The 24,405-nt window shown below is 42.7% G+C and carries 27 protein-coding genes and 1 pseudogene; 12 read left to right on the top strand and 16 right to left on the bottom strand.

Translation table 11 applies throughout. The features are described 5' to 3' along the window. Positions 1 to 10: 10 nt before the first annotated feature. The 3 genes from prpC to BUA59_RS14250 form a co-directional block, all read right to left on the bottom strand. Positions 11 to 1,150, bottom strand: a complete 1,140-nt coding sequence (gene prpC / locus BUA59_RS14260; protein ID WP_072840363.1) for a bifunctional 2-methylcitrate synthase/citrate synthase — start codon at positions 1,148 to 1,150, stop codon at positions 11 to 13. Positions 1,151 to 1,258: 108 nt separating this feature from the next. After that, positions 1,259 to 2,137 (bottom strand): methylisocitrate lyase, encoded by an 879-nt coding sequence (gene prpB, locus BUA59_RS14255; protein WP_072840362.1) that lies wholly within the window; start codon positions 2,135 to 2,137, stop codon positions 1,259 to 1,261. Between the two features lie 28 nt (positions 2,138 to 2,165). Next, positions 2,166 to 2,855 carry a GntR family transcriptional regulator gene (locus BUA59_RS14250; RefSeq protein ID WP_072840361.1) on the bottom strand — a complete coding sequence of 230 codons (690 nt, stop codon included), beginning with the start codon at positions 2,853 to 2,855 and terminating at the stop codon, positions 2,166 to 2,168. A gap of 328 nt (positions 2,856 to 3,183) precedes the next feature. Here BUA59_RS14250 and BUA59_RS14245 point away from each other — a divergent pair, with 328 nt between their 5' ends. Further along, positions 3,184 to 3,444, top strand: a complete 261-nt coding sequence (locus BUA59_RS14245; RefSeq protein WP_012068645.1) for a DUF5062 family protein — start codon at positions 3,184 to 3,186, stop codon at positions 3,442 to 3,444. A 40-nt stretch (positions 3,445 to 3,484) separates the two neighbouring features. On the opposite strand, the gene BUA59_RS14240 is transcribed toward BUA59_RS14245, so the two are convergent. Then, entirely contained in the window at positions 3,485 to 3,952 is a 468-nt protein-coding gene (locus BUA59_RS14240; protein ID WP_100187915.1) for an Lrp/AsnC family transcriptional regulator, read from the bottom strand. Between the two features lie 144 nt (positions 3,953 to 4,096). On the opposite strand from BUA59_RS14240, the gene BUA59_RS14235 reads away from it, so the two are divergent. Next, positions 4,097 to 4,825 carry a DUF1826 domain-containing protein gene (locus BUA59_RS14235; RefSeq protein WP_245813162.1) on the top strand — a complete coding sequence of 243 codons (729 nt, stop codon included), beginning with the start codon at positions 4,097 to 4,099 and terminating at the stop codon, positions 4,823 to 4,825. Positions 4,826 to 4,864: 39 nt separating this feature from the next. Here BUA59_RS14235 and BUA59_RS14230 read toward each other — a convergent pair whose 3' ends face one another. The 3 genes from BUA59_RS14230 to BUA59_RS14220 form a co-directional block, all read right to left on the bottom strand. Continuing rightward, positions 4,865 to 5,590: an SDR family NAD(P)-dependent oxidoreductase gene (locus BUA59_RS14230; protein ID WP_072840359.1), complete on the bottom strand. Its 726-nt coding sequence runs from the start codon at positions 5,588 to 5,590 to the stop codon at positions 4,865 to 4,867. Between the two features lie 38 nt (positions 5,591 to 5,628). Then, positions 5,629 to 6,021 (bottom strand): thiol-disulfide oxidoreductase DCC family protein, encoded by a 393-nt coding sequence (locus tag BUA59_RS14225; protein WP_072840358.1) that lies wholly within the window; start codon positions 6,019 to 6,021, stop codon positions 5,629 to 5,631. Positions 6,022 to 6,129: 108 nt separating this feature from the next. Then, entirely contained in the window at positions 6,130 to 6,573 is a 444-nt protein-coding gene (locus tag BUA59_RS14220) for a DUF3429 domain-containing protein (RefSeq protein ID WP_072840357.1), read from the bottom strand. A 346-nt stretch (positions 6,574 to 6,919) separates the two neighbouring features. Between BUA59_RS14220 and BUA59_RS14215 the strand changes: the two genes are divergently transcribed. Continuing rightward, positions 6,920 to 8,296, top strand: coding sequence for a glycine--tRNA ligase (locus BUA59_RS14215; RefSeq protein ID WP_072840356.1), 1,377 nt, complete (start codon positions 6,920 to 6,922; stop codon positions 8,294 to 8,296). Positions 8,297 to 8,396: 100 nt separating this feature from the next. Here BUA59_RS14215 and BUA59_RS14210 read toward each other — a convergent pair whose 3' ends face one another. Beyond that, positions 8,397 to 10,589, bottom strand: a complete 2,193-nt coding sequence (locus BUA59_RS14210; protein WP_072840355.1) for a TonB-dependent receptor domain-containing protein — start codon at positions 10,587 to 10,589, stop codon at positions 8,397 to 8,399. 256 nt (positions 10,590 to 10,845) lie between these two features. Here BUA59_RS14210 and BUA59_RS14205 point away from each other — a divergent pair, with 256 nt between their 5' ends. Beyond that, a complete protein-coding gene (locus tag BUA59_RS14205) occupies positions 10,846 to 11,739 on the top strand; it encodes a LysR family transcriptional regulator (protein ID WP_072840354.1) in 894 nt (297 codons plus the stop codon). 96 nt (positions 11,740 to 11,835) lie between these two features. Here the strand turns inward: BUA59_RS14205 and BUA59_RS14200 are convergent, their stop codons facing one another. Further along, on the bottom strand, positions 11,836 to 12,930 hold the full coding sequence (locus BUA59_RS14200) for an MBL fold metallo-hydrolase (protein WP_072840353.1): 1,095 nt from the start codon (positions 12,928 to 12,930) through the stop codon (positions 11,836 to 11,838). A 123-nt stretch (positions 12,931 to 13,053) separates the two neighbouring features. On the opposite strand from BUA59_RS14200, the gene BUA59_RS14195 reads away from it, so the two are divergent. Both BUA59_RS14195 and BUA59_RS14190 read left to right on the top strand, forming a co-directional pair. Beyond that, positions 13,054 to 13,746, top strand: a complete 693-nt coding sequence (locus tag BUA59_RS14195; RefSeq protein WP_072840352.1) for a helix-turn-helix transcriptional regulator — start codon at positions 13,054 to 13,056, stop codon at positions 13,744 to 13,746. A 116-nt stretch (positions 13,747 to 13,862) separates the two neighbouring features. Then, positions 13,863 to 14,297, top strand: a complete 435-nt coding sequence (locus tag BUA59_RS14190; protein WP_072840351.1) for a GFA family protein — start codon at positions 13,863 to 13,865, stop codon at positions 14,295 to 14,297. A 153-nt stretch (positions 14,298 to 14,450) separates the two neighbouring features. Here BUA59_RS14190 and BUA59_RS14185 read toward each other — a convergent pair whose 3' ends face one another. Continuing rightward, the gene (locus BUA59_RS14185) at positions 14,451 to 15,791 is read right to left on the bottom strand and encodes a Na+/H+ antiporter family protein (RefSeq protein ID WP_072840457.1); all 1,341 of its coding nucleotides are present in this window, start codon (positions 15,789 to 15,791) and stop codon (positions 14,451 to 14,453) included. A 399-nt stretch (positions 15,792 to 16,190) separates the two neighbouring features. Here BUA59_RS14185 and BUA59_RS14180 point away from each other — a divergent pair, with 399 nt between their 5' ends. Then, positions 16,191 to 16,721: a GNAT family N-acetyltransferase gene (locus tag BUA59_RS14180; protein WP_072840350.1), complete on the top strand. Its 531-nt coding sequence runs from the start codon at positions 16,191 to 16,193 to the stop codon at positions 16,719 to 16,721. Between the two features lie 73 nt (positions 16,722 to 16,794). Here BUA59_RS14180 and BUA59_RS14175 read toward each other — a convergent pair whose 3' ends face one another. Together BUA59_RS14175 and BUA59_RS14170 are read right to left on the bottom strand one after the other, a co-directional pair. After that, positions 16,795 to 17,091: a type II toxin-antitoxin system RelE/ParE family toxin gene (locus BUA59_RS14175; protein WP_072840349.1), complete on the bottom strand. Its 297-nt coding sequence runs from the start codon at positions 17,089 to 17,091 to the stop codon at positions 16,795 to 16,797. After that, entirely contained in the window at positions 17,091 to 17,345 is a 255-nt protein-coding gene (locus BUA59_RS14170) for a type II toxin-antitoxin system ParD family antitoxin (protein ID WP_072840456.1), read from the bottom strand. The genes BUA59_RS14175 and BUA59_RS14170 overlap by 1 nt, the downstream gene beginning before the upstream one ends. Before the next feature lie 383 nt (positions 17,346 to 17,728). Here BUA59_RS14170 and BUA59_RS14165 point away from each other — a divergent pair, with 383 nt between their 5' ends. Together BUA59_RS14165 and BUA59_RS14160 are read left to right on the top strand one after the other, a co-directional pair. Beyond that, positions 17,729 to 17,971, top strand: coding sequence for a type II toxin-antitoxin system Phd/YefM family antitoxin (locus tag BUA59_RS14165; protein ID WP_072840348.1), 243 nt, complete (start codon positions 17,729 to 17,731; stop codon positions 17,969 to 17,971). 57 nt (positions 17,972 to 18,028) lie between these two features. Next, entirely contained in the window at positions 18,029 to 18,274 is a 246-nt protein-coding gene (locus BUA59_RS14160; RefSeq protein ID WP_342742497.1) for a type II toxin-antitoxin system RelE/ParE family toxin, read from the top strand. Between the two features lie 213 nt (positions 18,275 to 18,487). On the opposite strand, the gene BUA59_RS24280 is transcribed toward BUA59_RS14160, so the two are convergent. Both BUA59_RS24280 and zapE read right to left on the bottom strand, forming a co-directional pair. Further along, on the bottom strand, positions 18,488 to 18,829 hold the full coding sequence (locus BUA59_RS24280) for a transposase (RefSeq protein WP_072840347.1): 342 nt from the start codon (positions 18,827 to 18,829) through the stop codon (positions 18,488 to 18,490). A 15-nt stretch (positions 18,830 to 18,844) separates the two neighbouring features. Further along, the gene (gene zapE / locus BUA59_RS14150) at positions 18,845 to 20,341 is read right to left on the bottom strand and encodes a cell division protein ZapE (RefSeq protein ID WP_217653739.1); all 1,497 of its coding nucleotides are present in this window, start codon (positions 20,339 to 20,341) and stop codon (positions 18,845 to 18,847) included. Between the two features lie 413 nt (positions 20,342 to 20,754). On the opposite strand from zapE, the pseudogene BUA59_RS14145 reads away from it, so the two are divergent. Further along, positions 20,755 to 20,958 (top strand): annotated as a pseudogene (locus BUA59_RS14145) (type II toxin-antitoxin system RelE/ParE family toxin); the annotation flags it as partial. Positions 20,959 to 21,173: 215 nt separating this feature from the next. Here BUA59_RS14145 and BUA59_RS14140 read toward each other — a convergent pair. Further along, the gene (locus BUA59_RS14140) at positions 21,174 to 21,953 is read right to left on the bottom strand and encodes a HalD/BesD family halogenase (protein ID WP_072840346.1); all 780 of its coding nucleotides are present in this window, start codon (positions 21,951 to 21,953) and stop codon (positions 21,174 to 21,176) included. A gap of 171 nt (positions 21,954 to 22,124) precedes the next feature. Here BUA59_RS14140 and BUA59_RS14135 point away from each other — a divergent pair, with 171 nt between their 5' ends. Then, entirely contained in the window at positions 22,125 to 23,015 is an 891-nt protein-coding gene (locus tag BUA59_RS14135) for a LysR substrate-binding domain-containing protein (protein WP_072840345.1), read from the top strand. 131 nt (positions 23,016 to 23,146) lie between these two features. Here BUA59_RS14135 and BUA59_RS14130 read toward each other — a convergent pair whose 3' ends face one another. After that, positions 23,147 to 24,193 carry an HNH endonuclease signature motif containing protein gene (locus BUA59_RS14130; protein ID WP_072840344.1) on the bottom strand — a complete coding sequence of 349 codons (1,047 nt, stop codon included), beginning with the start codon at positions 24,191 to 24,193 and terminating at the stop codon, positions 23,147 to 23,149. Between the two features lie 62 nt (positions 24,194 to 24,255). Between BUA59_RS14130 and BUA59_RS14125 the strand changes: the two genes are divergently transcribed. Continuing rightward, on the top strand, positions 24,256 to 24,405 hold a 150-nt coding region (locus BUA59_RS14125), incomplete at its 3' end, for a transposase (RefSeq protein ID WP_139248885.1).

Here is a 24,405-nt window from a genome sequence, read left to right as displayed (position 1 = left end):
TGATGTTGGGTTAATGACGGTCGTCAATATCAACCCATTCAGAATGATCTGGTCCAATATAATCCGCGCTTGGTCGAATAATGCGGTTGTTCGACCGTTGTTCCATGACGTGAGCAGCCCAGCCAGTGACACGAGAGCAAACGAAAATTGGCGTAAATAATTTGGTTGGAATCCCCATAAAGCGATAAGCGCTGGCGTGGAAAAAATCCGCGTTGCAGAAGAGTTTTTTCTCGCGCCACATCACGGCTTCGCAACGTTCTGAGACCGCATATAAATGATCGTCGCCAACGTCTTCGCTGAGTTTTTTTGCCCATTTTTTGATGATGTCATTGCGTGGATCGCGTTCACTGTAAATAGCGTGACCAAAGCCCATGACTTTTTCTTTATTGGCAAGTTTTTGCATCAACGCCGCTTCGGCTTCGTCAGGGGTTTTCCATGGTTCTATCATGTCCATCGCAGCTTCATTTGCGCCACCATGAAGTGGGCCACGTAAGCTGCCGATACCGCCAGTAACGCATGAATACATGTCTGACAAGGTGGAAGCACAAACACGAGCGGTAAAGGTTGAAGCGTTGAATTCGTGCTCAGCATACAAGATCAAAGACGCGTTCATCACTTGTGTATGAAGAGCGCTTGGTTCTTTGTCATGCAGCATGGTGAGAAAATGACCAGCCAAAGAAGGTACGTTGGCATTATGAGTATTAACACGTACGCCATCGTGGGTGAAACGATACCAATAAACGACCATAGCCGGCAGCGTCGCGACTAATCGATCAGCGGTATGTAAGGCTAGAGATGGTTGCTTTTCAAAAGCGAGCTCGGGCTCAAGATTGCCTAAAAAAGAACAGCCGGTGCGCATCACATCCATTGGGTGGGCTGTGTCTGGAATAAGTTCCAAGACGGTTTTTAATTCTTCTGGCAAACTACGCAAACTCATCAGTCTTTGTTCGTAGTCGTGTAACTGAGTACGGTTAGGTAACTTGCCGTACAGCAGAAGATAAGCGACTTCTTCAAAACTCGCTTTGTCCGCTAAGACATCAATGTCGTAGCCGCGATAGGTTAATCCGGAGGCCGCTTTGCCAACGGTGCAGAGTGCGGTTTCGCCTGCGCTTTGGCCGCGTAGACCTGCGCCAGAAAGTACTTTAGCCATTTTCCTACCTCATATTTTTATTTGTTTTGAGATTCGTTGAAAATATTTAAACGCTTTACCAGTTATTATCTTAAGTTCTTATTTCTTGGGATCTTATTTTTTAGGCTCTTATTTTTTAGAGAAAAGCGCGTCTAATTTGTCTTCGTATTCATGGTAGTTGAGAAATTCATAAAGCTCATTACGGGTTTGCATACTGTCGACTACGTTTCGCTGGTGGCCGTCGTTCAATAAATGCTGATACACGTTTAGCGCGGCTTTGTTCATTGCGCGAAACGCACTCAGTGGATAGAGCACTAAATCCACGCCAGCGCTGGCCAATTCTTCTTTGCTGAATAAAGGCGTCGCGCCAAATTCGGTGATATTCGCCAATACGGGAACCTTCACGGCAGCAACAAATTCTTTGTATTGATCCAAGGTGATCATGGCTTCTGGGAAGATCATATCCGCGCCAGCTTCAACACAAGCAATGGCTCGTTCGATAGCCGATTCCATACCTTCCACAGCCAAAGCATCAGTGCGTGCCATGATGACAAAGTTGTCATCGACACGAGCGTCGACGCAGGCTTTCACTCGATCGACCATTTCGTCTTGACTGACAATGGCTTTATTCGGGCGATGTCCGCAGCGTTTTTGTTGTACTTGGTCTTCAATATGCACTGCCGCCGCGCCAGCTTTTTCCATTTGCTGAATGGTTCGAGTGATATTAAATGCGCCACCAAAGCCGGTATCGATATCGACTAGTAATGGCAAATTCGAAGCGGAAGTAATGCGTCGCACATCTTCTAATACATCGTGTAAATCTGTCATACCAAGGTCTGGCAAACCATAGGAGGCATTAGCAACGCCTCCGCCAGATAAGTAAATGGCATGATGTCCCGTTTGTTCTGCCATCATGGCGCAATAAGCGTTCACGGCGCCAACAACCTGTAATGGCGATTGGGTTGCGACGGCTTGTCTAAAACGGGCGCCTGCTGAAAGTATTGTCATTATTTTCCTCTCTTTAGAACGATTTTAATTAAATACGGGAAGCGACAGAGGAATGCTCCATCGCTTGCTTTAATAGCTGGCTGGCGCGGCTGATATGGCGGCGCATGAGTAGTTCTGCGAGATCACCTTCGTGATTTGCAATCGCATCGAGAATGGCTTTGTGTTCGCGTAATGCTTGGCGTGGATCGCTGCGTTGATCCGACGTGTGACGTCGATACATGCGAATTACCGCGTACAATTCTTCTGTTAATAAACGAATAAGCTTGGCGTTGCCGCTGGCGTGAATGATACGTAAGTGAAAATCGTCATTCCCGCCTTGTTGCACGTAGTGTTCATCTTGGTTGGCATCTAGGTGCGCTTGATGTTTATCGAGTAGCGCATACAAACTGTTTATTTCGTCCGCTGGCATAGTGGTGGCAGCTAATCGAGCGGCCATGCCTTCTAAGGCCTCACGCATAGTGAAGGTGTCGAGCATGTCTTGTGTGTTTAGTTGGATAACACGAGCGCCCACATTGGCGGTACGCGTGACCAAGCCGAGTCCTTCTAATTTGACAATGGCTTCCCTTAATGGCCCACGAGAGACGCCATATTGCTTGGCGAGTTCTGGCTCTGAAATCTTGCTGCCTTGAGGAATATGACCCTGCACAATAGCGTTGGTGAGCTGCTGGGCGATGTCTTCAGACAGTGTCGCGGATTTGATCGAAATAAGGTTGTTCATAAATGCACAAAACACTTTATTGTTGACAATGTGACTAGTTATAGTCGTATTTTTTCGATTTATCAAGTTGGATTGTCGACAATTTATTGGCTCCGATTTTATCTTTTAGTCGTACGTGTGAGCGTGATAGAGGATAGATAAGCTACTAACATTGTGTTTATTAAGTGATTTTTGGGCTTTATTGATTAGAAACGCTTGGTTGAATATCAAAAGCTGATAAAGTCGGGAGAATCATTTGAATATTGTTATGATCAAATGTGTCGACAATCGCTTTGCTAGGCTTGTTCGCTTGGCGGTTTGTTTGATTACCCAACAGGTAGGGGAAACTATGAAAAAAATTAAAAATGAAGCGGCCCTAAGTAAAAAAGCCATTCAAGTTGGCGAGAACTATGCCCTTAAACGAGGTTATGCAGGTTTTTCTTCAACCATGTCTGCTAATGAAAAAACCGAGGCAATTTATCGTTTATTAGTGCTTGATAAGTTGGTAGTGGGTTTGCCTGCGGACAAAGAAGACTTGCCAAGTATGAAACACAAACTGGCGTTGTGGATTCAGAAGCTATTACCTAAAGATGATCCACTTCTCAAGTAAGAGTTACAGGGTTAATAATTAAGTGTTGCTGGGTTAATAATTAAAAGTCCAGCGGAAGAGTGGTGATATTTTTTACTTCACGCATGGTGAAGTGACTTTGCGCTTCTTGTATGTGTGGCAGTTGCAATAACTGGCTACGCAAGAAGTGCTCATAGCTTTCAATGCTGTTGGAAACCACTCTTAAGCTGTAATCCATTGCACCAGAAATCGTCCAACACTCGACCACTTCGGGATAGTCGACAATGGCTTGCTCGAACTCATCCAGCATTTTTCGGCCATGGGAAGAGAGTTTGATATTTACCAAGACGACGATGCCCAATCCCAATTTGTTTCTGTCTAAAATCGCTTGCGTCGAACGAATGTAACCATCTTGTTCTAGGCGATTAATACGTCGCCAGCAGGGCGATTGTGACAAGCCGATCTTATCCGCTACTTGAGTTGCACTCAGGCTGCCATCGTGTTGCAGCAAATTAAGAATCTTACGATCGGTTGAGTCTAACTGTTCCATGGGATCCATCTCTTAAAAGTCGAGATTAACATAATGGATTCACCTACTTCATTTCAATACTTTATTTATAAAATGTTATAACGTAACATATTCGTTTTTGATGTTATTAGTCTGTCTGCATTTTTAGAGGAAGTTATCTTGAAGGTGAATCTTAGTTTACAAAAAATGTCGCAATCAGTTGATTTAACGAATATTGATCTCAACTTCGTTGATACAGAACGAATGGATCAAAACAGTCTAGATAAAACACCAAGATTAATGGGGGTGGTTAAATCGTCTCATCAAGACGTTCTTGCCGATATTTATCAAAACAACATTAGTATGGCAGTTTGGCAACGACAGCTTGGGCGGTTGTCGCAATATGCCGAATCTTTATTAGTATCTGCCCCGAATTTTGTTTTCAAATCTCAAGGAAATTCAACTCAACTTAACGCCACGTTAACAAAACTTCTGCCTGATGCTCAAAATAAAGCCTTGTTTGTGGAAGACGTAACGTTATTGGTAGACATGTTTGCGTGTTTATTTGATCTTAAAGAAGTCGGTCTACGTTTGAATGTTCTTTCCACTGCTATGTGTCCGCGTTTTCATGTAGATAAAATCCCCTGCCGATTGGTATCAACTTATGCTGGAAGCGGTAGTGAATGGCTACATGAGGCTCATGTGATCAGAGACCTCTTGGGGCTAGGTGGTCATGTGGCTGATCACAATAGTGGCCTGCACGAAAAAGGGCGTATTAATCAATTAAAGGCGGGTGATGTGGCGTTAATGAAAGGTGACGAATGGCCAACGTCATTGGGTCGCGGTGTGGTTCATCGTTCGCCTTCGGCAAGCCTTGAGAATAAGCGATTGTTTTTAAGCTTGGACATGATTTAACAAATCGCCTACTTCTTCCTTGAATGGTGTTTGAAAAAATCACCATTCAATCGGTTGGTTATTCCAATCAAGATAAGCCGCTTTGTTATCCATGGTGACATTTTCCATGATGGATAAAAGTTGTGTCGCCACAAAGTCTGCAGTGAAGAGTTTGTCTTTCGGCACCGATCGTTGGAAAGGTTTAGAAAGTGGTGTGTCTGTAGTGCCTGGGTGAAAAGCGATGAGCTTAACGTTTTTTGCTCTTCTGGCGTATTCCACCGAGCTGGTCTGAATCAGCATATTCAATGCCGCTTTTGAGGCTCGATAGCTGTACCAGCCGCCAGTTTTATTATCTGAAATGCTGCCAATTCGAGCACTAAATAACGCAACTTGAGTAACTTGTTCACCTTGTAAAATGGGTAATAGCTGGCTCAACCACAGCATGGGAATAATAGTGTTGGTGTGAAATATAGCTTCTAGCTGAGAGGCTCTGATTTCTTCTAACTTTCTTTCTGGCATCATGCTGTCGTTGTGTAATATGCCATTGCAAATCAATACTTTGCTTATCTTTCCAGAATAGGACGCAAGGCTTTTACAGATCTGCTGAATACTGTCTTCACTATAATCAGACTCTAGCCATTGTGTTTTTGTGGCGGTTTCAGAGTTTGGTAAGGATCGACTGATGGCAAATACACCAAGGCAATCTTTATCCGCTTCAAACTGTTGAATAGCTGCTTGAGCAATTGTGCTGCTTGCGCCAATTACCAAGGCATAGAAAGATGGCATGTTAAAACTCCGACAATAAGCAAAATAAACTAGATGGTTTACAGGTCGCAGCGGTCTTTTAAACAGGATTCACAACGCGGTTTTCCTGTTACAAAAGATGATATTTGGTGGCGGTAGCGCGCAAAGAATTTGTAGCCCATGTCCGCAAAAAAACGAATTACCGGCCAGCGGAGCGTTTGCATCCATTTGTGTTTTCCGACCAATTTCCAAGCAAGGCAGGTTACGTCTAATCCTTTGATGATTTTTCCATTGGCGAGTTGGCCATGCAGTAATCTATCAGCTTCGACCTTATCAATATAAGGGAACCTCTCACTGAAATTCTTAGCGTGAATGTCTTCTAGCTGCAGTTTTTTTTGCGTATCTAATGACTGTAATGTTTGCATTTCAGCGGCGCAAAGAGGGCAATGGCCATCGTAGAAGATTGTTAGCATGTATCATTACTCTTTTAGTGTGGTTAACGAGTAATGATACGTAGCGAAGAGAGAGTTAGATCAGTTTGTTATTGCAGGTTTTGTTATTGCTGACTCGTTGTTACAGGCTTAATAGTGTGGGTACAGCACCAGCAAATGCATAATAGAGGTAACCGACGTTAGACCAAAGTTTAGCGAGGTGTAATACGGCTTTGCATTATTGGCTTGTTTTAACCAACGAGCATCAACCCAGAAAATGGTGATCAAGCTAAGTAATAAAAGCACGACTGACAGTTCAGGCGTTTTTAAAAGCAAGGAAATCCAAGCGCAAAATACCGTTACGAAAGAGCAGATAAGTAGTTTTGCGCCGTTACGACTTTCAGGTAATTCTATTAATCGTCCCCACATTGTTCCGCCAATAAAGCTAACAATAACAGCTGCATAAGCTGCAAAAAGTGTCACTCCAGATTTACCAAGGAAGCTACCGTTAGTTAGGCTCAAATACGTCGCAAAGAGAAATGGAAAAATACCCAATATTGCTAATGTAGCCACTACTGGCTTATAAGAACGCATGCCGTTACCTTTAAATAAATGCTATATGTAAATGAGAATATGTAAACAATACGAATTATCTAACAAAATGGACTTTAAAACAGCAATCCAGTTCCTTATTTTGTCCTATTTTTGTGCATAAAAGTGTAAAGTTTTTTGTTATGGCCATTTGGCTGGGATATGCAGGTGTTATCTTGCCTGCCGGTTTTTGAAAAAGGGTAAAGAATACTTATTCATTGCTTGCGTGGAATCGCCATTGAGCGAAATAGGGTCAACGAGTACAATGGACGGCTATTATTACTTGAACATGATGCCAGATTGGCTTTTATGTCCTCATTAACGAATTTTGCTTAAGGTGTGTTTAGAAATGCCAGCTAAAACAATGGATGAACTCGTCTCCCTATGTAAACGTCGCGGATTTATTTTCCAAGGCAGTGAAATCTACGGTGGTATGCAAGGTGCTTACGATTACGGTCCGCTAGGTATTGAATTAAAAAACAACCTAAAAGCCGCTTGGTGGCGTTCAATGGTTTATGAGCGTGACGATGTAGAAGGTTTGGATGCTGCGATTATCCAAAACAAATACGTCTATAAATATTCTGGCCACGAAGATACCTTTACTGACCCAATGGTTGACTGCCACGAGTGTAAGTCTCGTATGCGCGCTGACCACATGAAAGACATCAAAGTATGCGATAACTGTGGTTCTACCAATGTTACTCCGCCTCGTGATTTTAACTTGATGTTCAAAACCAACGTTGGCCCAATGGTGAACGAAGAGTCTTACACTTACCTTCGTCCAGAAACCGCACAAGGTATCTTCACTAACTTCAAAAACGTTGTCGATTCGACTTCTCGCACTTTGCCATTTGGTATCGCGCAGATCGGTAAATCATTCCGTAACGAAATTACTCCGCGTAACTTCATCTTCCGTGTTCGTGAATTCGAACAAATGGAATTAGAATTCTTTTGTAAGCCAGGTGAAGATGAAAAATGGCATGAATTCTGGGTTAATGCTCGTAAACAATGGTGGTTGGATCAAGGTCTAGCAGAAGAGAATATCCAGTTTGAATATGTGACTGGCGATGACTTAGCTCATTATTCAAAATCTACTGTGGATATCTTGTACAAGTTTCCACATGGTTTTGAAGAATTAGAAGGCGTTGCTAACCGTACAGACTACGATCTAGGTTCTCACACCAAAGCACAAGAAGAGTTCGGTCTTTCTGCGAAAGTGAAAAAGAACGAGCATTCAACGGCTAAGTTGGCGATTCGCGATCTTGAAGAAAATAAATGGGAAGTGCCTTTCTGTATTGAACCTTCTGCTGGTCTAGACCGTGGTCTATTGGCTGTAATGACAGAAGCTTATACGGAAGAAGAGCTACCAAACGGCACTTCTCGTACTGTACTTAAGTTCAAACCGCACCTAGCGCCTATCAAAGTGGCTATTATGCCGCTTAAGAAGAACAAGCCAGAAATCGTTGCTCTTGCTAAAGAATTGAAAAATAAGCTTCAGAAGCTTGGCCTTGGTCGTATTCTTTATGAAAACACCGGTAACGTAGGTAAAGGCTACCGTCGTCATGACGAAGTTGGTACGCCAATCTGTGTGACTGTCGACTTCGACTCTATCGAGCAAGAAGGCGCACCAGTAACCGTTCGTGATCGTGACACTATGGAACAGATTGTTGTGAACGCGGCAGATCTTCCAGCTTACGTGATTAACTACTTCATCAACCAAAACTAATTTGGTTTGAGATAAGTTTGATGTACTAGTCAAATTTATGAATAAAAAGCCGTTACGATTTCCATCGTAACGGCTTTTTTGTTTTGAAAGGACAGTTTTATTAGAAATTGTAAGTTGCGGCGACCATTACAGTACGGCCTTGGATAATACCTCCTGTTGTGCTTCTGCCACTTTGGAAGTATTCACCTACATAAGCTACGTCGCCGTTGGTATTTGTGTACGTTTCAAATTTAGCAAAATCTTTATCTAGCAAGTTGTTTATACTTGCATTAACAACGAGTGCTTCTGATACTTTATAAGCGCCGCCTAAATTGAACACAGTATAAGATTTTAAGTTGCCTGCGGCTTCATAAGCAAGCTTATCATTTCCGGTTAGATTTGATGATAAGCCTGTAAATCGTTGAGCATCGCCACGGTATTCACCGCGTAGCCACAAGTTCAGTTTTTCGTTAGCTGTCCAGCGTAAACTGGCGTTGGCCATATGTTTGGGAGTATTACCTAATTTGCCGTTTTTCTTTCCTGCTTCAGTAATTTCACTGTCTGTCCAAGTGTAATTAAGCCCTAGATTCCAATCCTTAATTAACTCGAAGTTGGCAGCTAGTTCTGCTCCCCATGTTTTGGCTTCATCAATGTTAATGTCATAAGTCGCGGTGGGATTGACTGAGCAGCTAGAAATGGCGTTAACGGTACAATCACCGCCGCTACTAATTCGATCTTTAATCTGATTATGGAAAAGCGTAGCTGATGCCGTGGTTCCTCTATGGTTATCGAAAAGAACACCTATCTCTGTATTAGTGCTAATTTCTGGCTCAAGGTTAGGGTTACCTATAGTTATATTAGTACCTTGACCGCTAACACCACTCACGCCGTTAGACAGTTGTTCTAGACGAGGGACGCGGAAGCCTTGGTTGATGCCACCTTTAAGAGTTAAGTTATCTGTACTGTTCCAAACTAAGTAAACACGAGGGCTAAAGTTACCACCAAATGCATCATGATCATCGTAACGACCACCCAGTGTCATCGCAACCGTATCGGTAATGGACCATTCGTCTTCAAGGAATACCGCTAACATGGTCTGATCGAGTGTATTTGGAATCAACCCATCCTTTAATTCAGCATCCCAATATTGTCCGCCAAGCGTTATCACATGAGAATCTGAGGAATAATTGACGTATTTGGTATCCAATATTGTATTCGTGGTCTCTAACAGGCGATCATCGCCAATAATAATATTAGGGAAACCTGTAAAAGCATTGCCAATATCGGCATATTTACCAGGAATAGTGCGTCCTAATGTTTCAGTTTTACTGACACTTAGACTGGTTTCCAGCTTGCTGTCAGAGAATCGACGAGTGTGTCCAACGGCAACTTGGTCTCTATTAAAACTAAGTTCATCTTTATAACCAGGCAATGTGCCAGAGCCGTTTTCAAGAATGGTAGCGTCTCGACCTCCTAGTCGACCATCGTCGTTATTGTAATGCGTTTTTGCTGTATCTAGGTCTAACCATATGTCGTTATTGGTGTTTGTAGTTAATGTAAAAAGAGCTCCAATATTGTATTGTTGTGTTTCTGCTGGCGCTGGATTACGGCCGCTTTTTGATGCCCCTGGTGCTAAGATCCAATCTGATGCTTCGCGATTATAAATGCTACCGCGAACTGCAACTCCTAATTTGTTGTCAATTATTGGACTGGTCACGTACAGATCTGTTTTTTGAGAGGCTCCCCATTTAGAGTCTTCTGGTAACCCCATCTCTATGCGTATAGAGCCGCTAGGTTCTGCCGCTATTTTTCGTGTAATGATATTGACTACGCCGCCTATAGCATCTGAGCCGTATAGGGTCGACATCGGGCCGCGAATCACTTCAATCCGCTCAATAGAGGAAATCGGGGGCATAAAGCTTGTTAACGCAGCACCGAATCCATTTGGAGTGACGCTACCTGCAACGTTTTGGCGGCGGCCATCAATCAATATCAAGGTGTAGTCACTCGGCATGCCGCGTATACTGATATCTAACCCACCTGTTTTTCCTGTTCCTCCGCGTACATCAACTCCCTCTACATCAGCTAATGCTTCTGCTAAGTCACGAAATTGCTTGGTTTCTAAGTCTGCGCGAGTCACAACAGATATGCTTGCTGGCGCATCAGAAATTTGTTGTTCATAGCCAGAAGCAGATACAACCAATTTATCTAGGTCGACAGTGCTTTCTTCTGCTAGCAGCGTTGCAGAATACGTTGTGGCGCTGATTAGTGCGGCTAAAGTGGTCAGTTTATAATGGCGAGTTGAAGGGGTCATTATGAACAATTTCTCCGTAGTAGAAGTAGAGTTTATCTCGTATAATTTGTCATACAAAAGATATTAAGAATGCTTATCATTTGTATTATCTGATAATATTCATTTTTTGTGGTGGCACGTTCTGTTCCTCTTTTTGCAACACCTACAAGAGACCTCAAGATCAGCTGGTTTTATGGGGGCCGTATTAAAGCGAACAGAAAAGCAAAATTTGGACTGCATCTTAGGGATGTTTATAGGTAGATCAGGGGAAAAGTGAATGTACGATCTGAACGAAGTTAGGACATTCGTTTCTGTGATGGAAACGGGCAGTCTTAAAGAAAGTGCTCAAAAATTGGGGGTATCTAAGTCTACCCTGAGCCGTCGTATTAGCCATTTGGAACAAGCATTAAATCAGCCGTTATTACGCCGTCAAGCCAATCGGCTTTTCGCTAATGAAGCAGGAATTAAGTTTTTACCTTTTGCAAAAAAAATGCTCAATGTCGCCGATGAAGGTCATAAAGCCGTCGAAGAATTAAAAGATGAAATTAGTGGATCTTTAGTGGTTTATGTTCATACAACCTTGCTTCGAGGTTGGTTTTCTTGGCTAATGTTTGATTTTTTGGATGAGTTTCCTCAAGTTAATATTGAGGTACGTACAGGTAATCAGCTATCTCAAGAGATAAAAAGTAATGATATTTGTGTTTGGGTGGGAGAGCCTATCAACGATCAACTACGCTCAGAACAGATAGGCACATTAAGCCAAGGTTTATATGCCAGCGCCGAATATTTAGAGCGAATTGGCATGTTGAAACATCCAAGCGAGCTAAATCAATATGCTTGGGTCGATACGCTTAAAAATGAGCAAAACAACATAGTACTAGAGCATGAAACGCAGGGAGATGTGTCTTTTGATTTACCTAAGTCTCGTCTTACAGTGGATCAATACATACTTCACGCTGAGGCTATTATCCGAGGAAAAGGTGTTGGATTATTGCCACATTATTTTGCTGAAAAACATTTAAAGCGCCATCCTGAAGTGTTTGTCTCTTGTTTACCTGAGTGGAAGGGCAAATCATTACCTGTTTACCTACAATATCCTTTTGGTCATTTACCGAAAAAAATGCACACATTGATTCAATACTTAAGAGAAGAAGCTAAGACCTTTTATTAAGTCTAGAGAGTTAATTCTATTGTCTTGTTAGCAGCACTTTTACTGCCCAAAAACAGAGAGTAAAAGTGCTGAAAAGAACGAAGGCGAATAGAAAAATTAAGGTGTTGTTTGCCACCAAGTCGTTAGAGGGGGCAAATCGTTAATAGAAAAAATACGACCAAATTCAGGTGTACTTAAGGTCACATTTCGACGTTCTGATTCAGCAACCACTCGGTCAAACGGATCATGCCATGTATGAAAAGCCAGATCGAAAGTGCCATTGTGAATCGGCATCATCACTTTTCCTTGTAAGTCGATATGAGCCTGAACGCTTTCTTCTGGCTTCATGTGAATATCGGCCCAGTCTTTATCGTAAGCGCCTGTTTCTATCATAGCGAGGTCAAATGGCCCGTACTTATCGCCCGTTTCTTTAAAACCTGAAAAGTAACCAGAGTCGCCACTAAAGAAGATACTTTCCTGCGGTGTTTTGATTACCCAAGCTCCCCATAAGGTCGCATTGCCATCGCCCATACCACGTCCCGAAAAATGCTGAGCCGGTGTAAAGACTACCAAACCTTGGCTAGTTTGAAGCTCCTGCCACCAATCGAAAGTAGTAATTTTATTTGCCTCAACGCCCCAATCAACTAAGTCACCATCAACGCCTTTTGGCACCAAAAATTGCTTCGTTTTGGCTAATAAAACCTTGATGCTCGCTTTATCCAAATGATCGTAATGATTATGGGAAATCAACACCTTATCGATAGGCGGTAAGTCTTCTAAACTAATGGGTGGCTGGTGGAATCGTTTTGGTCCAGCAAACTGAAAGGGCGAAGCGCGATCCGAGAATACAGGATCAATCAGCCAATATTCGCCATACACCTTGAGCAAAATAGAAGAATGCCCAAGCTTAACCATATGCAGCGTATCATTACTCAGCATATCTAAATCTACTCGGCTAACAGCACGTACCGGAATATTGATGTTTGGCGTAGTATCGACTTTTTTCTCAGTAAAAAAGCGCACCCACAAAGTAGCCGTGTCTGCAAAAGACATAGGCTTGCGCGGTGCAGTATTATGAAACTTGGCATCTTTATAAGGCGCAGACGTGACCTCCTTGATGGGATTAACTTTGGACATAATGTTCAGGTTAACGATATAAACCGCTAGAACAAGCACAAGAATCAAGGCAAGAAAGAGTTTGATCACAAACATGGAAAAATCACTTTTAGGTTAATAGCAGCTTATAATTTGGGCTTATACTTTAAATTCAACAGTAGAACTTAGCTAATAATACGCAAGCATCAAGACTTCAGATCTTTAAATGGGGAAAGTACTTTGGGTGACGGTGATGTAAAACGACTTTCGCGGTTAACAGCGATTACGACACAATTACAGGCGAAATCGTTAGTTACGGCGACTGAGTTGGCGGCTCGGTTTTCTGTAAGTGTCAGGACGATTTACCGAGACATTCGAGCATTAGAAAGTTCGGGTATCCCTATTTATACAGAAGAAGGTAAAGGCTATCGAATGGTAGACGGCTATCGTTTGCCGCCTATTATGTTTACCGAAAACGAGGCTAATGCTTTGGTGATGGTTGAGCAGTTGGTACTTCATAATAAGGATTCTTCGCTGGTAAAAGATTACTCTGATGCCATTGATAAAATTAAGTCGTCGCTTAATAGTGAGAGCAAAGCGAAGGTTAATCTTCTCTCTGAACGAACGCAATTTAGCCAAATGAAGATGCAAGAGAAAAACAGCGATAATTTATCGACGCTACAATGTGCGTTAACGAATTTTTTTCTCATTGATATCGGCTACACGGATGAAGCCGGTCTATTGACGCAAAGACGTATTGAACCTTTTGCTTTATTAAGTACGAGAAATAGCTGGATACTGGTTGCATGGTGTCGTTTACGACAAGATTTTAGAAACTTCCGCTTAGATAGAATACAAAACCTTGATTTACTCTCTGAAACATTTGCGCCCCACGATATGACGCTAGAAGACTATTTTTGTCGTTATGGTTGATGGTTTCATCGTTATTATAAATAAGTTTTTACCCCTGACATAGTGCTGTCATTAGGTGATCATAAAATGTATTGAGACATACATTCAAAAGCTTTTATTTAATGAGGAGTAGCCTAATGCTAAAAGCAAAAGCACAGTGTTTATGTGGCGCGGTGACCATTATGGCCAATCAGATTAATCCAAAATTCACCGTTTGCCACTGTGATTCTTGTCGTGGGTGGAGTGGTGCGCCTTTTTTTGCGGTTCAATGTGGTACTGACGTGGTTATTGAAGGTCAAGTTCACATCAAAGAGTATGATTCTTCGGCATGGGCTTCACGGAGTTTTTGTGCAGAATGCGGTACACATTTATTTTATAAGTTGAAAGAAAGCGGCGCTTATAACATGTCAGTAGGGATTTTCTCAAACCTTGATGGTATTGAAATGGACATGCAATATTTCAGCGATCAACGTCCTGATTACTATTGTTTTTCTAATGAAACGAAAGAAATGACTAGAGCAGAAATTATAGCGTATTTTGCTTCTGCTGTTAGTACGACAGCTAAAGAGTGATTTTATAGCGTCACTATTTTCGCTGATAACACCTTTACTTCTTCGTATCAATTAGGAAACAAAGCCCCGTCTCTGGGGCTTTATATCGCTGTTGAAAAGGTATTTTTGTACTTTAGCCTTTTCGTACAGGAGTCAAAAAAGGGGTTACATGCCTTACAGAATCATGGCTGCAATCCAAGCAAAGATCATCATGCCGAAGTTAGCGTGCATAAAGGTAGGAATAACCGAATCGCGAACGTGATCATGTTGACCATCGGCATTGAGTCCAGAGGTCGCGCCAAGAGTAATAGTTGAAGCTGGTGAGCCCGCATCACCCAGTGCCGCAGATGCACCCAACAATGCAACCGCCGCCATTGGCGAGAAGCCTAAAGTTAGTGCGAGAGGAATATAAATAGGCGCTAGAATTGGCACACTGGCAAATGAATCACCAAAGCCAATCGTAATAAACAACCCAACAATCAACATGATAGCCGCTGCTAAAGCTTTGTGATCACCGATCATTTCAGCGGAAGCTTGTACCAAAGGTTTGATTTCCCCAGTCGCTTCTAACACACCCGCAAAGCCAGACGCGATGGTAATAATTACCGCAATCTGCACCATCATTCGCATGCCTTCAGTGAAGACATCATCCTGTTGATTCCAACGGAATATGCCTGAAATCGATAGAATCATAAAACCTATCATGGCACCCACAAGCAGCGAATCAAACGTGATTTGAAACACTAAAGTGACCGATATAGCGACTAGCGTCATAACCAGCTGGAAAGGTTTCAACACAGTATCTTTGGTTTTATCAAGATGCTGCTGCGCGGCTTCATTTGTCGTGTAGTCACGAGGTTTACGATAAGTGAAAAATATCGCCACCAACATACCAGCAAGAATGCCCATAACAGGAAGAAACATGGCTTTTGGGACCATGTCAGCCGTTACCGCTAGACCATATGCAGAACCGACTTCATTGACATTTGCCAATAAAATTTCATTTAAGAAAATTGCCCCAAAGCCTGTAGGCAGTAACAAATAACTAGAACTGATTGAACACGCCAAAATACAAGCAATAGCGCGACGGTCAATACGCAGCTTATTAAAAATAACCAAAAGTGGTGGAATCATCACTGGAATAAAAGCGATATGAACCGGCACGGCATTTTGAGATAAGATCGAAGCGACCATGAAAATTCCATAAAGCAGCCACTTCACTTTGTTTTGGTGGCGAGTATCTTCATTGCCCAGCATGCTCACTAACTTTCTAGCGAGCAAATCGAGCACACCGCTACGAGCAAGAGCAACCGCAAGAGCACCCACCATAATGTAGGTCATACCGACTTGCGAACCGACCAACAAATTGTCATTGATCGCCGCAATGGCTTCTTGAGTGGAAAGCCCACTGTGCAAACCACCCACCAAAGCGGAAGCGATTAGAGCAATAGTGACAGGAACTCGCGCAACACAAAGGAAAATCATCAGTCCAATCGCCAACACCACAGAGTTAATTGGCAAACTACCAGGATTCAGAATTCCAAAGCCCAAGATTAGACACACTACACAGGCAATACTAATCACCTTGAATGGTGGCGTATTAGGCACATTCGTAACTTTTTCGTTCATAGCTTCCACATTTTGTATTTGGGAGGAAAGGTTCAGTGCTTTAGTCACAGCTGAATGCCTTTTAGAGAGAGCTATTTTCTGAAGAAAATGAGCGTGACTAATTTAATTTCTAATCGGCTAACTGTAAACGGTTTTGTCTGATTAATGTTTGTCGAGGCTTGTGTATATTGAAGATAGGCAGTTTGGCCGTTTAAAAAATGGAAAGAGTATTAGTGTCATTATTGACTTAAACGAAATAGAAAAATAAGGTGCATCAGAGACAAATGCCACCATTGAAGGACGATCATGCCGATACAGCCAATTACCCAAACCATGTGGGCTGAGATATTAAAGATCCAAGCTGAAGCTTATTCAGACATTGAACCTGAAAGCCTAGAAGTACTGCAAAGCAAATGGCAGCAATCCCCAGACTGCTGTTTTGCCTATTTAGGAGAACGAAGCTGGTTAGAAGAAAAAAGTGAGCTAGAAGAGCAAAGCGGGCAAGAAAAGAACATATTGGGATATTTATTGGCTCATGCTTGGCACGGTGAAACGCCGCCCAAGTTATACCAAACCCTACCAGAAGGAAGCCATGGCCCCACATTGTTTCTGCACGACCTAGCACTATCAAAACGTGCCGTGGGAAGGGGAGTGGGCTCTCAAATGGTTAAGCATTTACTTGATACTGCAGTCTCGTCTGGCTTTCAAAAAGCCTTACTGGTTTCTGTACAAGACTCAGTACCATTTTGGCAAAAACACGGCTTTGTTGAAATGACGGATCAACAAGCTAGCGAGAGTTACGGTGAAGATGCCAAAGTCATGATGCGAGCGCTTTAAGGTGTTTGGTCTCATCATCTGGTTCCGCAAAGTGAGCTCGGAGCTTGATTACGTAAACTATCTATAACTGTCGCTAATCAAGAAGTCGTTCGGGGGCGTCCATTTCCTCGTGTAATATACGAACAACAAGTATTTCAGTTTCAAGTACTTGATAAAAAACAGCATGATGTTCAAGCAGTAATCGACGATATCCTGGGAAAACATGGGCATAATTGGTACCGAGAGATGGGTGATTCATTAATTGTTTCATTTCTGTTTCCAACTGATCAATGCAAGTATCTGCTTGATCAACGTCCGATTCTTCACAGGTATAAACCCAAATTCCGATTAGGTCTGATTCTGCCTTCGGTGTAATGCTAAGCCTGAGCATTACTTGGCTGCATCTATTCTTTTGCGACCTGCCGTCTTGATGGCTGATATATCAAGTGGTTTAGATTCTCCGCTCGATTCGCCTTCAACGAGAGCCTGCCTAAGAATGGCAAGATGCTCTTTGGCTTGTTGATCCTTTCTAATTAGATCACGGATATACTCGCTGTCATTGCCAAAATGACCACTTTCGATTTGACTCTTTACCCAATTGTTTTGTTGTTCAGTCAGCGTGATTGTTTTTCTATGCATGCCCATAGCTAGAACCCTTAATTCAAAACAGTATGACAATATCATACTGTTACTCTAACCGACAAAATATGGCAACGATAGCTGTTGCGATGGCGGCACCTTATACAAGGCGGCCTTTCTCTGCATCTGCCTAGTTTGCTTGCTAGATACCTATTAGGAGAGAATCTTTCTTGTGGGAGCCGCTTCGAGGAAGCTTAGGGACAAACAAAAGAGTAGAAAAACGGCATACTTAAAATCTAGTTATGGCTTGTTAGATTTTGGCTTTTCTATAGTTCATTGCGCAGAATAAATTCAACAAGGTTTTACTTTTAAAATCGCACGATTCGATCGCTTTAATCGATTCGCACGATAAGCTATACTTTTCATAACTTTGAATGAGGGGTTTTACAATGAACACATTAACGGCAAATGACGCAAAACGAAATTTTGGCGAGCTTCTTTTAAGCGCCCAGCGTGAGCCTGTGATCATTAGTAAAAATAGTAAAGATACAGTTGTTGTTATGTCGATGAAAGACTTCGAAGAACTAGAAGCAATGAAGGTCGATTACCTCAAATACTGTTTTGAATCAGCAAAAAAAGATGTCGACAGCGGTGTCGTGGTTGATGGTGCGACTTTTCTAAACTCTCTTTGATTGTTCACTACACCGATATGCAAAATAAACACTTCAAACTGAGCCTATTGGCTCAAGATAAAAAGCTACACAGTGGAGCATTTTGCCGAACCTCAATGGCGTAAATACAAAGCCACATTACTTTCAGGTTTTCACACGCTAGCTGATAACCCTGAGTTAGGAAGGCCTTGTGATGACATACACCACAATGGTTTTTACTTCCCAGTGGGTAAACATGTTGCGTATTACATCAAAGAAACTGACTCCATCCTTATCGTTGCTGTATTAGGGCGATCTCAACTTCCTCAGAAACACCTTAAGTAATTTTAGTTGTACCTTGATATTGGGTGATGAACATTCGTATTTATCTAAGCTGAAAGACTTACTAACCACAGCGGGTTTCCAAAGCGCTTTATTGATTTCAGTACTATTCTGGAAAAAACGGTTTTGTTGAAGTGACGAATCAACAAGCGAGTGAGAGCTACGGTGAATATGCCAAAGTCATGATGCGAGCGCTTTAAAACGCTCGTAACGTTCCTAATTCACTCGCCCATAAAAGGTTTTGCTTGCCGCTTCGGAAAGTGCAATTCCAGGTTGTGAATTATAGGCGAGAACAGCCAACATACGAGTGGTATCGCCTTGTGTTGGTGTGACTCGGTGAATGGCATTTCGACCACGGAAAAGCACCAAAGCACATGGTTCGATTGCTAACCTTTTTTCCGACACTCCAGAGCGGGTAATATAACGGCATAGCCTTTCGAGTTTACTTCTATCCTGTGCGTTGCTCATCATGACACCTGCATGGAGACTGAAGCCTGCCACTTTTGCGGCACAGCCTAGTGCAAGCCCTTGCTCTGCCATAGGTTCAGTGGTTTGCAAGGTAAAGACCTTTCGTCATTGCCGTCCCCATTCCTTTCCACCCATTTCTTCTAACCGAGATGCGGCTCGTCGAAAGGAAAAGGCGAGATCATTGGTGGACGATAATTGTGCCAGTGACACGCCAATTCGACCCGTCGCCGACCACTCATAATATTCCCCCTCTTTGGTGCGAATCATGGTGGTCGCAAAGGAACTCGAGTTTCCTCCCTTATCATTGACAATCAATTCTTCCTCTCCGTCACTGCTTTCGACTTGCGCTGCAAAATCGACAAACAATTCGTCGAGCGGGACTTGTGCCGCCAGCACCAAGCGGGTGCGAGATTCATAACATGCGTCAATGAGGGTCACGAATCGTCGTGCTTCGTTGAGGTGATTGGCGTCCAGTTGGGGGACGCGTTCCATGATGATGACCGGAAATCGGCGGCAGAGGGAAATATAATCGGCCGCCCCGAGCGGTTGGTAGCACAACTCGGAAAAGTCAAACCAGGCGCACCGGTCATTCAATCGGGCGACCTGGACTGTGCGACCAAAGAGGACGGGAATGATCTCGGCCTCAGTTCCGGATGCAGTGCCACCAAATATTTCTTCCAACTGCGCCTGCATGTCCCTATTAATACTATTATCGCCATGAACATCCTTGTTTGACCAAAAATAGGATTGACCACACGCTCGTTTTTCGAGTCGATAATCCTTTCGGGAATTTTCCATGGAAATAATGTCGGACGTGTGTTTCAACATGTCGATGAATGGCAAAAAGAGGGATCGGTTAATGCCTCCCTTATACAAGGCATCGGGGGCTCGATTCGAGGTGGCCACCATCACGACATTCCAATCCAATAATAGTGAAAACAGTCGCTTCAAAATCATGGCATCGGCAATGTCTGTCACTTGAAATTCATCGAAACAGAGGAGTTGGGCTTCTTGTGCCAATTGTTGCGCAATGATGGGAAGTGCATCACCTCGTGGGTGCTTCTGTTTGTAGATAAAGATTCGATGATGGACGTCTAGCATGAATTCATGAAAGTGGACGCGGCGTTTGGTAATCTTTGTGTGTTTAAGGCTGTTATTATTACAGCAAGAATCATCATCAGGAACAGTAACCGACGCGTAAAAGAGATCCATTAAAAAGCTTTTGCCGACCCCGACCGGTCCATAAATGTACATACCTCGCGGTGGTGTACCAAAAAACCACAAATGGAACTTCTTTCGAAGAAAGGACTGGGCGGATGCCAGGGAGCGCGCCAGTAACAGTGGACTGCTGCTTGTAGCGCTGCTCTCTGTCGGATCGTCGATGCGTACGGGTACTGGTGGGAGCAAGGCAAGAGACTCGTGCAGGACATCGAATTTTGCCGCCAGAGCGACTTGCGCGTCATCTCGTCGCACCTCCCCCGCGTCCACCTTGAGTTCATAAGCCGCTGCCACGGGTCCTGTCGAGAAGCACCGCCGAGCGACGCGATGTTGTGCTATTATCCTCTTCATCATCATGATTGTCTTCATCGTTTTCGTCTTCATCGATTTATCTTGTCCCGTGTGGCGCTAAGGCGGCGTCACAAACCTAAGTTGATTGTGTTTGTGTTCATAGTTATACCAGCGCGTAAACGTTAACACCCACCGCCCGCCTCTTCTAGACTTTTGAACCCATGAGAAGCCCCATCCGGGCGTTTTAAACAGTGACTCAGCAAAAAGGTTGTCGTTACTCGCTCTGGGGCAACTGTATGATGTCGTTACGCCCAGTTCATACGCTTTTGCTCGCGAGTTTGGCGAGTTTGGGGTCAGATCAAAAACTAATCATTTTGGCGAATCATGTGATGCTTTATTGACTAATGCTCATTGTCATCATGTGACATTGTGTTTCTAGTTTCTTGATCTGACCCCAACACTTATTGGTGTTCCTCTTTAGGTTTTGATCTTTTAAACCTCAATGGCGTAAATACAAAGCCACATTACTTTCAGGTTTTCAGACGCTAGCTGATAACCCTGAGTTAGGAAGGCCTTGTGATGACATACACCACAATGGTTTTTACTTCCCAGTGGGTAAACATGTTGCGTATTACATCAAAGAAACTGACTCCATCCTTATCGTTGCTGTATTAGGGCGATCTCAACTTCCTCAGAAACACCTTAAGTAATCTTAGTTGTATCTTGATTTTGGGTGATGAACATTCGTATTTATCTAAGCTGAAAGACTGACTAACCACAGCGGGTTTCCAAAGCGCTTTATTGGTTTCAGTACCGTTTTGGCAAAAACATGGCTTTGTTGAAGTGACGAATCAACAAGCAAACGAGAGCTACGGCGAAGATGCCAAAGTCATGATGCGAGCGCTTTAAAGCGTTCGTATTGTCCTTAATTCACTCGACCATAAAAGGTTTTGCTTGCCGCTTCTGATAACGCAATTCCGGGCTGTGAGTTATAGGCGAGAACCGCCAACATACGAGTGGTATCGCCTTGTGTTGGTGTGACTCGGTGAATGGCATTTCGACCACGGAAAAGCACCAAAGCACCTGGTTCGATTGCCAATTTTTTGACTTTTTTCTGTCCCGCGAGAACTTCACTAACACCGCTATAATTCATCTCTCCAGCATCGGCGTCACGCATGTTTTCAATATATTCAAACACACCGCCGCCCTCAGGTTTTTGAATTAACAAAGTAATGGCAAAAGATGAGTTATCGAAATGCCAACCTAACTCTTGGCCTTCGCTGGCGTAATGCAAATTGATCGACGAAAGATTATCAGCGTAGTTATATAGCGCCTCTTCGTCTAACACACTGGCAAGAAAGGCTCGAAATACAGGCGAATCATAAAGCTGTCGTAGTGGCGAGTCTTCAGCAATTTGATCGTCCGTAATACAGCCTTTAGACGAAATGACCTGCTTATTTCTCGCATGATCAGCATCATAACTTGGATCGACATTCGTTAAGTAAACGTTATGAGTAGACTTGGTATACCAAGTAAGACCTTTCTTCGCCTCGCCTTCCTCAATAACGGCTTGAATCGCCTTATGATTGAGGAAATCAGGCAAGACCAAAGCCCCGTTTTCTGCCAAAGTCTTTTTACAATCTTCTCTAAAGTCATTATCTTCAATAGGGTAAGTTGTCTCATTAATAATATTGCATAACGACATTAGTGTTCCCCTTTAGTTTTTGATCTTTTATATTGCCAAGGATATAGTCCAGATTAATGAAGTTAGCAAAACAGTTAAATCAATATTTTATACACTCATCATTAATTTTTGCTTAACAATAATGTTAATAAGTGACCACGTTTTGCACAGCCTTCATTCTACGAGAGCATCATGTTAAAACTGCCTAACCTGAATAGCTTAATCACTTTTATAAACGCAGCGCACACAGGCAACTTTGCGAAAACGGCAAAAGCCTTGTGCATAACGCCAGCGGCCGTCAGTCAACAAATAAAACAGCTAGAATCTCATCTAGACACAACGCTGTTTGAACGCTCAAAACTGGGTGTGGAACTGACTCAGGCAGGTCAGCAATACCTATACTTTGCCAACCAAGCGATTGAAAGCCTGCAACGTGGACAAGCCAGCCTAGACCAATTAAAGCAGCAAAGGATTTTTACACTGCACACATTACCCTCAGTTGCTAGCTTATGGTTAATGCCCAAAGTACTGCACATAATGGAACAACACCCAGACCTAGAAATACGAGTGGAAGCCAGCCATACATCGGTAGACTTCAACTTGAGCCGCTGTGATGCAAGCATCAGCTTTGGTAAACAAGACAAATCACTAAACCACGATTTTCTATTCCAAGACGAAGTACACCTCGTCGCCAGTCCATCACTCGTTAACGGAATAGCGCAGGGGGATTTAGATGCATTACTTGAAAAACCAATGATCCATATCGACTGGGGCGACGAGAATCCATACCTACCCAACTGGCAAGACTGGCTAACTGCCGCAGGTTACCACAACCGAAAATCCAACAAAGGCCCACAATTCAACCTCTCCAGCATGGCGATCGACGCCGCCATACAAGGCAAAGGCCTGCTACTCGGCCAAGGACTCTTCATCCAAAACGCCCTGGAAACAGGGCAACTCGTCACACTCAGCCCAATCACACTTCCACTAAGAAAAGCCTACTACCTCATCTATCCAGATAGAACCAAGAATAAAGACGGAGCAATGAGACTGATAGAGCGGTTGAAGAGTGACAAGTTTTAGGAGTAGTTTTGTGACTACCCTAGGGTAAATGTTTAGTTGGAACCCCTCGTTATATAATTACGATGCGATTACTAACTCTAATTCTTTTTCTTTTTCTTTTTCTTTTTCTTTAAGCAATTTTTTATAACGTTCTACTGCTTTATTGATTGATTACAATAGGGGTGTGTGAGTTGTACGTTGTCTGCACTTCCCAAACCACCTTCTCTAACTCTTTGTATATGATCATAAGATACAGATTTGTCGACATCTAAATAGCCATTACAAACAGGACATGTAAGAGCATTTTTTAAAGCAACATTGATAAATAGTTTACTTTTTTGTTCGTCTGATATTTTAGAGCTGCCATTTTGAACATCTCCAGAAATTAATTTCCCGTCTAATTGAGAAAATATAATTAAGTCATTTTGGGTAATATCTTGGTTGTCGACTAATTTTGAGACAATTTTATCTAGTAAAATTTTGAATATATTAACTCGTTTATGGCTAATATGTTTTTGTAATATAGTAGCAATAAGTTCTTTGTTACTAATCAGTATTTCCTCTAATTCTGCTCTGATACTTGTGAATTTACTGAAAAATGATTTGTTGTTTTGTACTAGCTTTTCATTGAAAAGCGTTACGACACCTAAAAACATTGCACTTGAGTGACGACCTGTTGGGCCATAGAAATATATGGCAGGATGTAGACCAAGACTTCCACGTTCATTTCCTGTGATTCTGGATGCCAACGTAATAGTTTTCTTCAATACATCTAGGGTGCCCTCACCAGTAAAGTCTTCAGGATATTTATCTATTTTCATTACTCCACTTTTCTGGCTAGCATTGGCAATTAAGATAAAATCAATCAGTATTTGAATGGCGCTTCTGATTCCTTTAGAACCACTTAGCGGTAAATCTAAAGTTTTGATAGGTTTTCTAATCTCCGGGTCAAATAATAAACGATGTAATTTAAGAGACTGAGCTTCAATAATCTCTGTTTTGCTTTTTTCAAATAAAGACCAATAACGATGACCTTTGCCAGCTCTAATTATTGCTCTTGCAGCAATTGGTACAGGTCTTTTTCTATTCCTTAGTAGCAATTCTTCAAGGGGATCTAACGGAGTTCCCTTCATATTAATATTGAAGAATGAAGTTTCCGCTTTATCTGTATCCCCTTTTACCCACTGCTGTAGTGGCATAGTTAATTTGGCCACCTGATTAGGGATGTTAAGATGCATCTCAGAACTAGACAGGTGACTATATGAAAAATCGTACAAGACGCACTTTTAGTACAGAGTTCAAACTTGAAGCTGCGCAATTGGTGACAGAGCAAGGCTATTCAATTATCGAAGCAGCTAAGGCTATGAACGTCAGCAAATCTGCAATGGACCGATGGGTTCGACAACTAAAA

It is taken from the genome of Marinomonas polaris DSM 16579, from assembly GCF_900129155.1.
In the GTDB taxonomy this organism is placed as follows: domain Bacteria; phylum Pseudomonadota; class Gammaproteobacteria; order Pseudomonadales; family Marinomonadaceae; genus Marinomonas; species Marinomonas polaris.
This window is presented reverse-complemented; position numbering and strand designations above follow the sequence as displayed.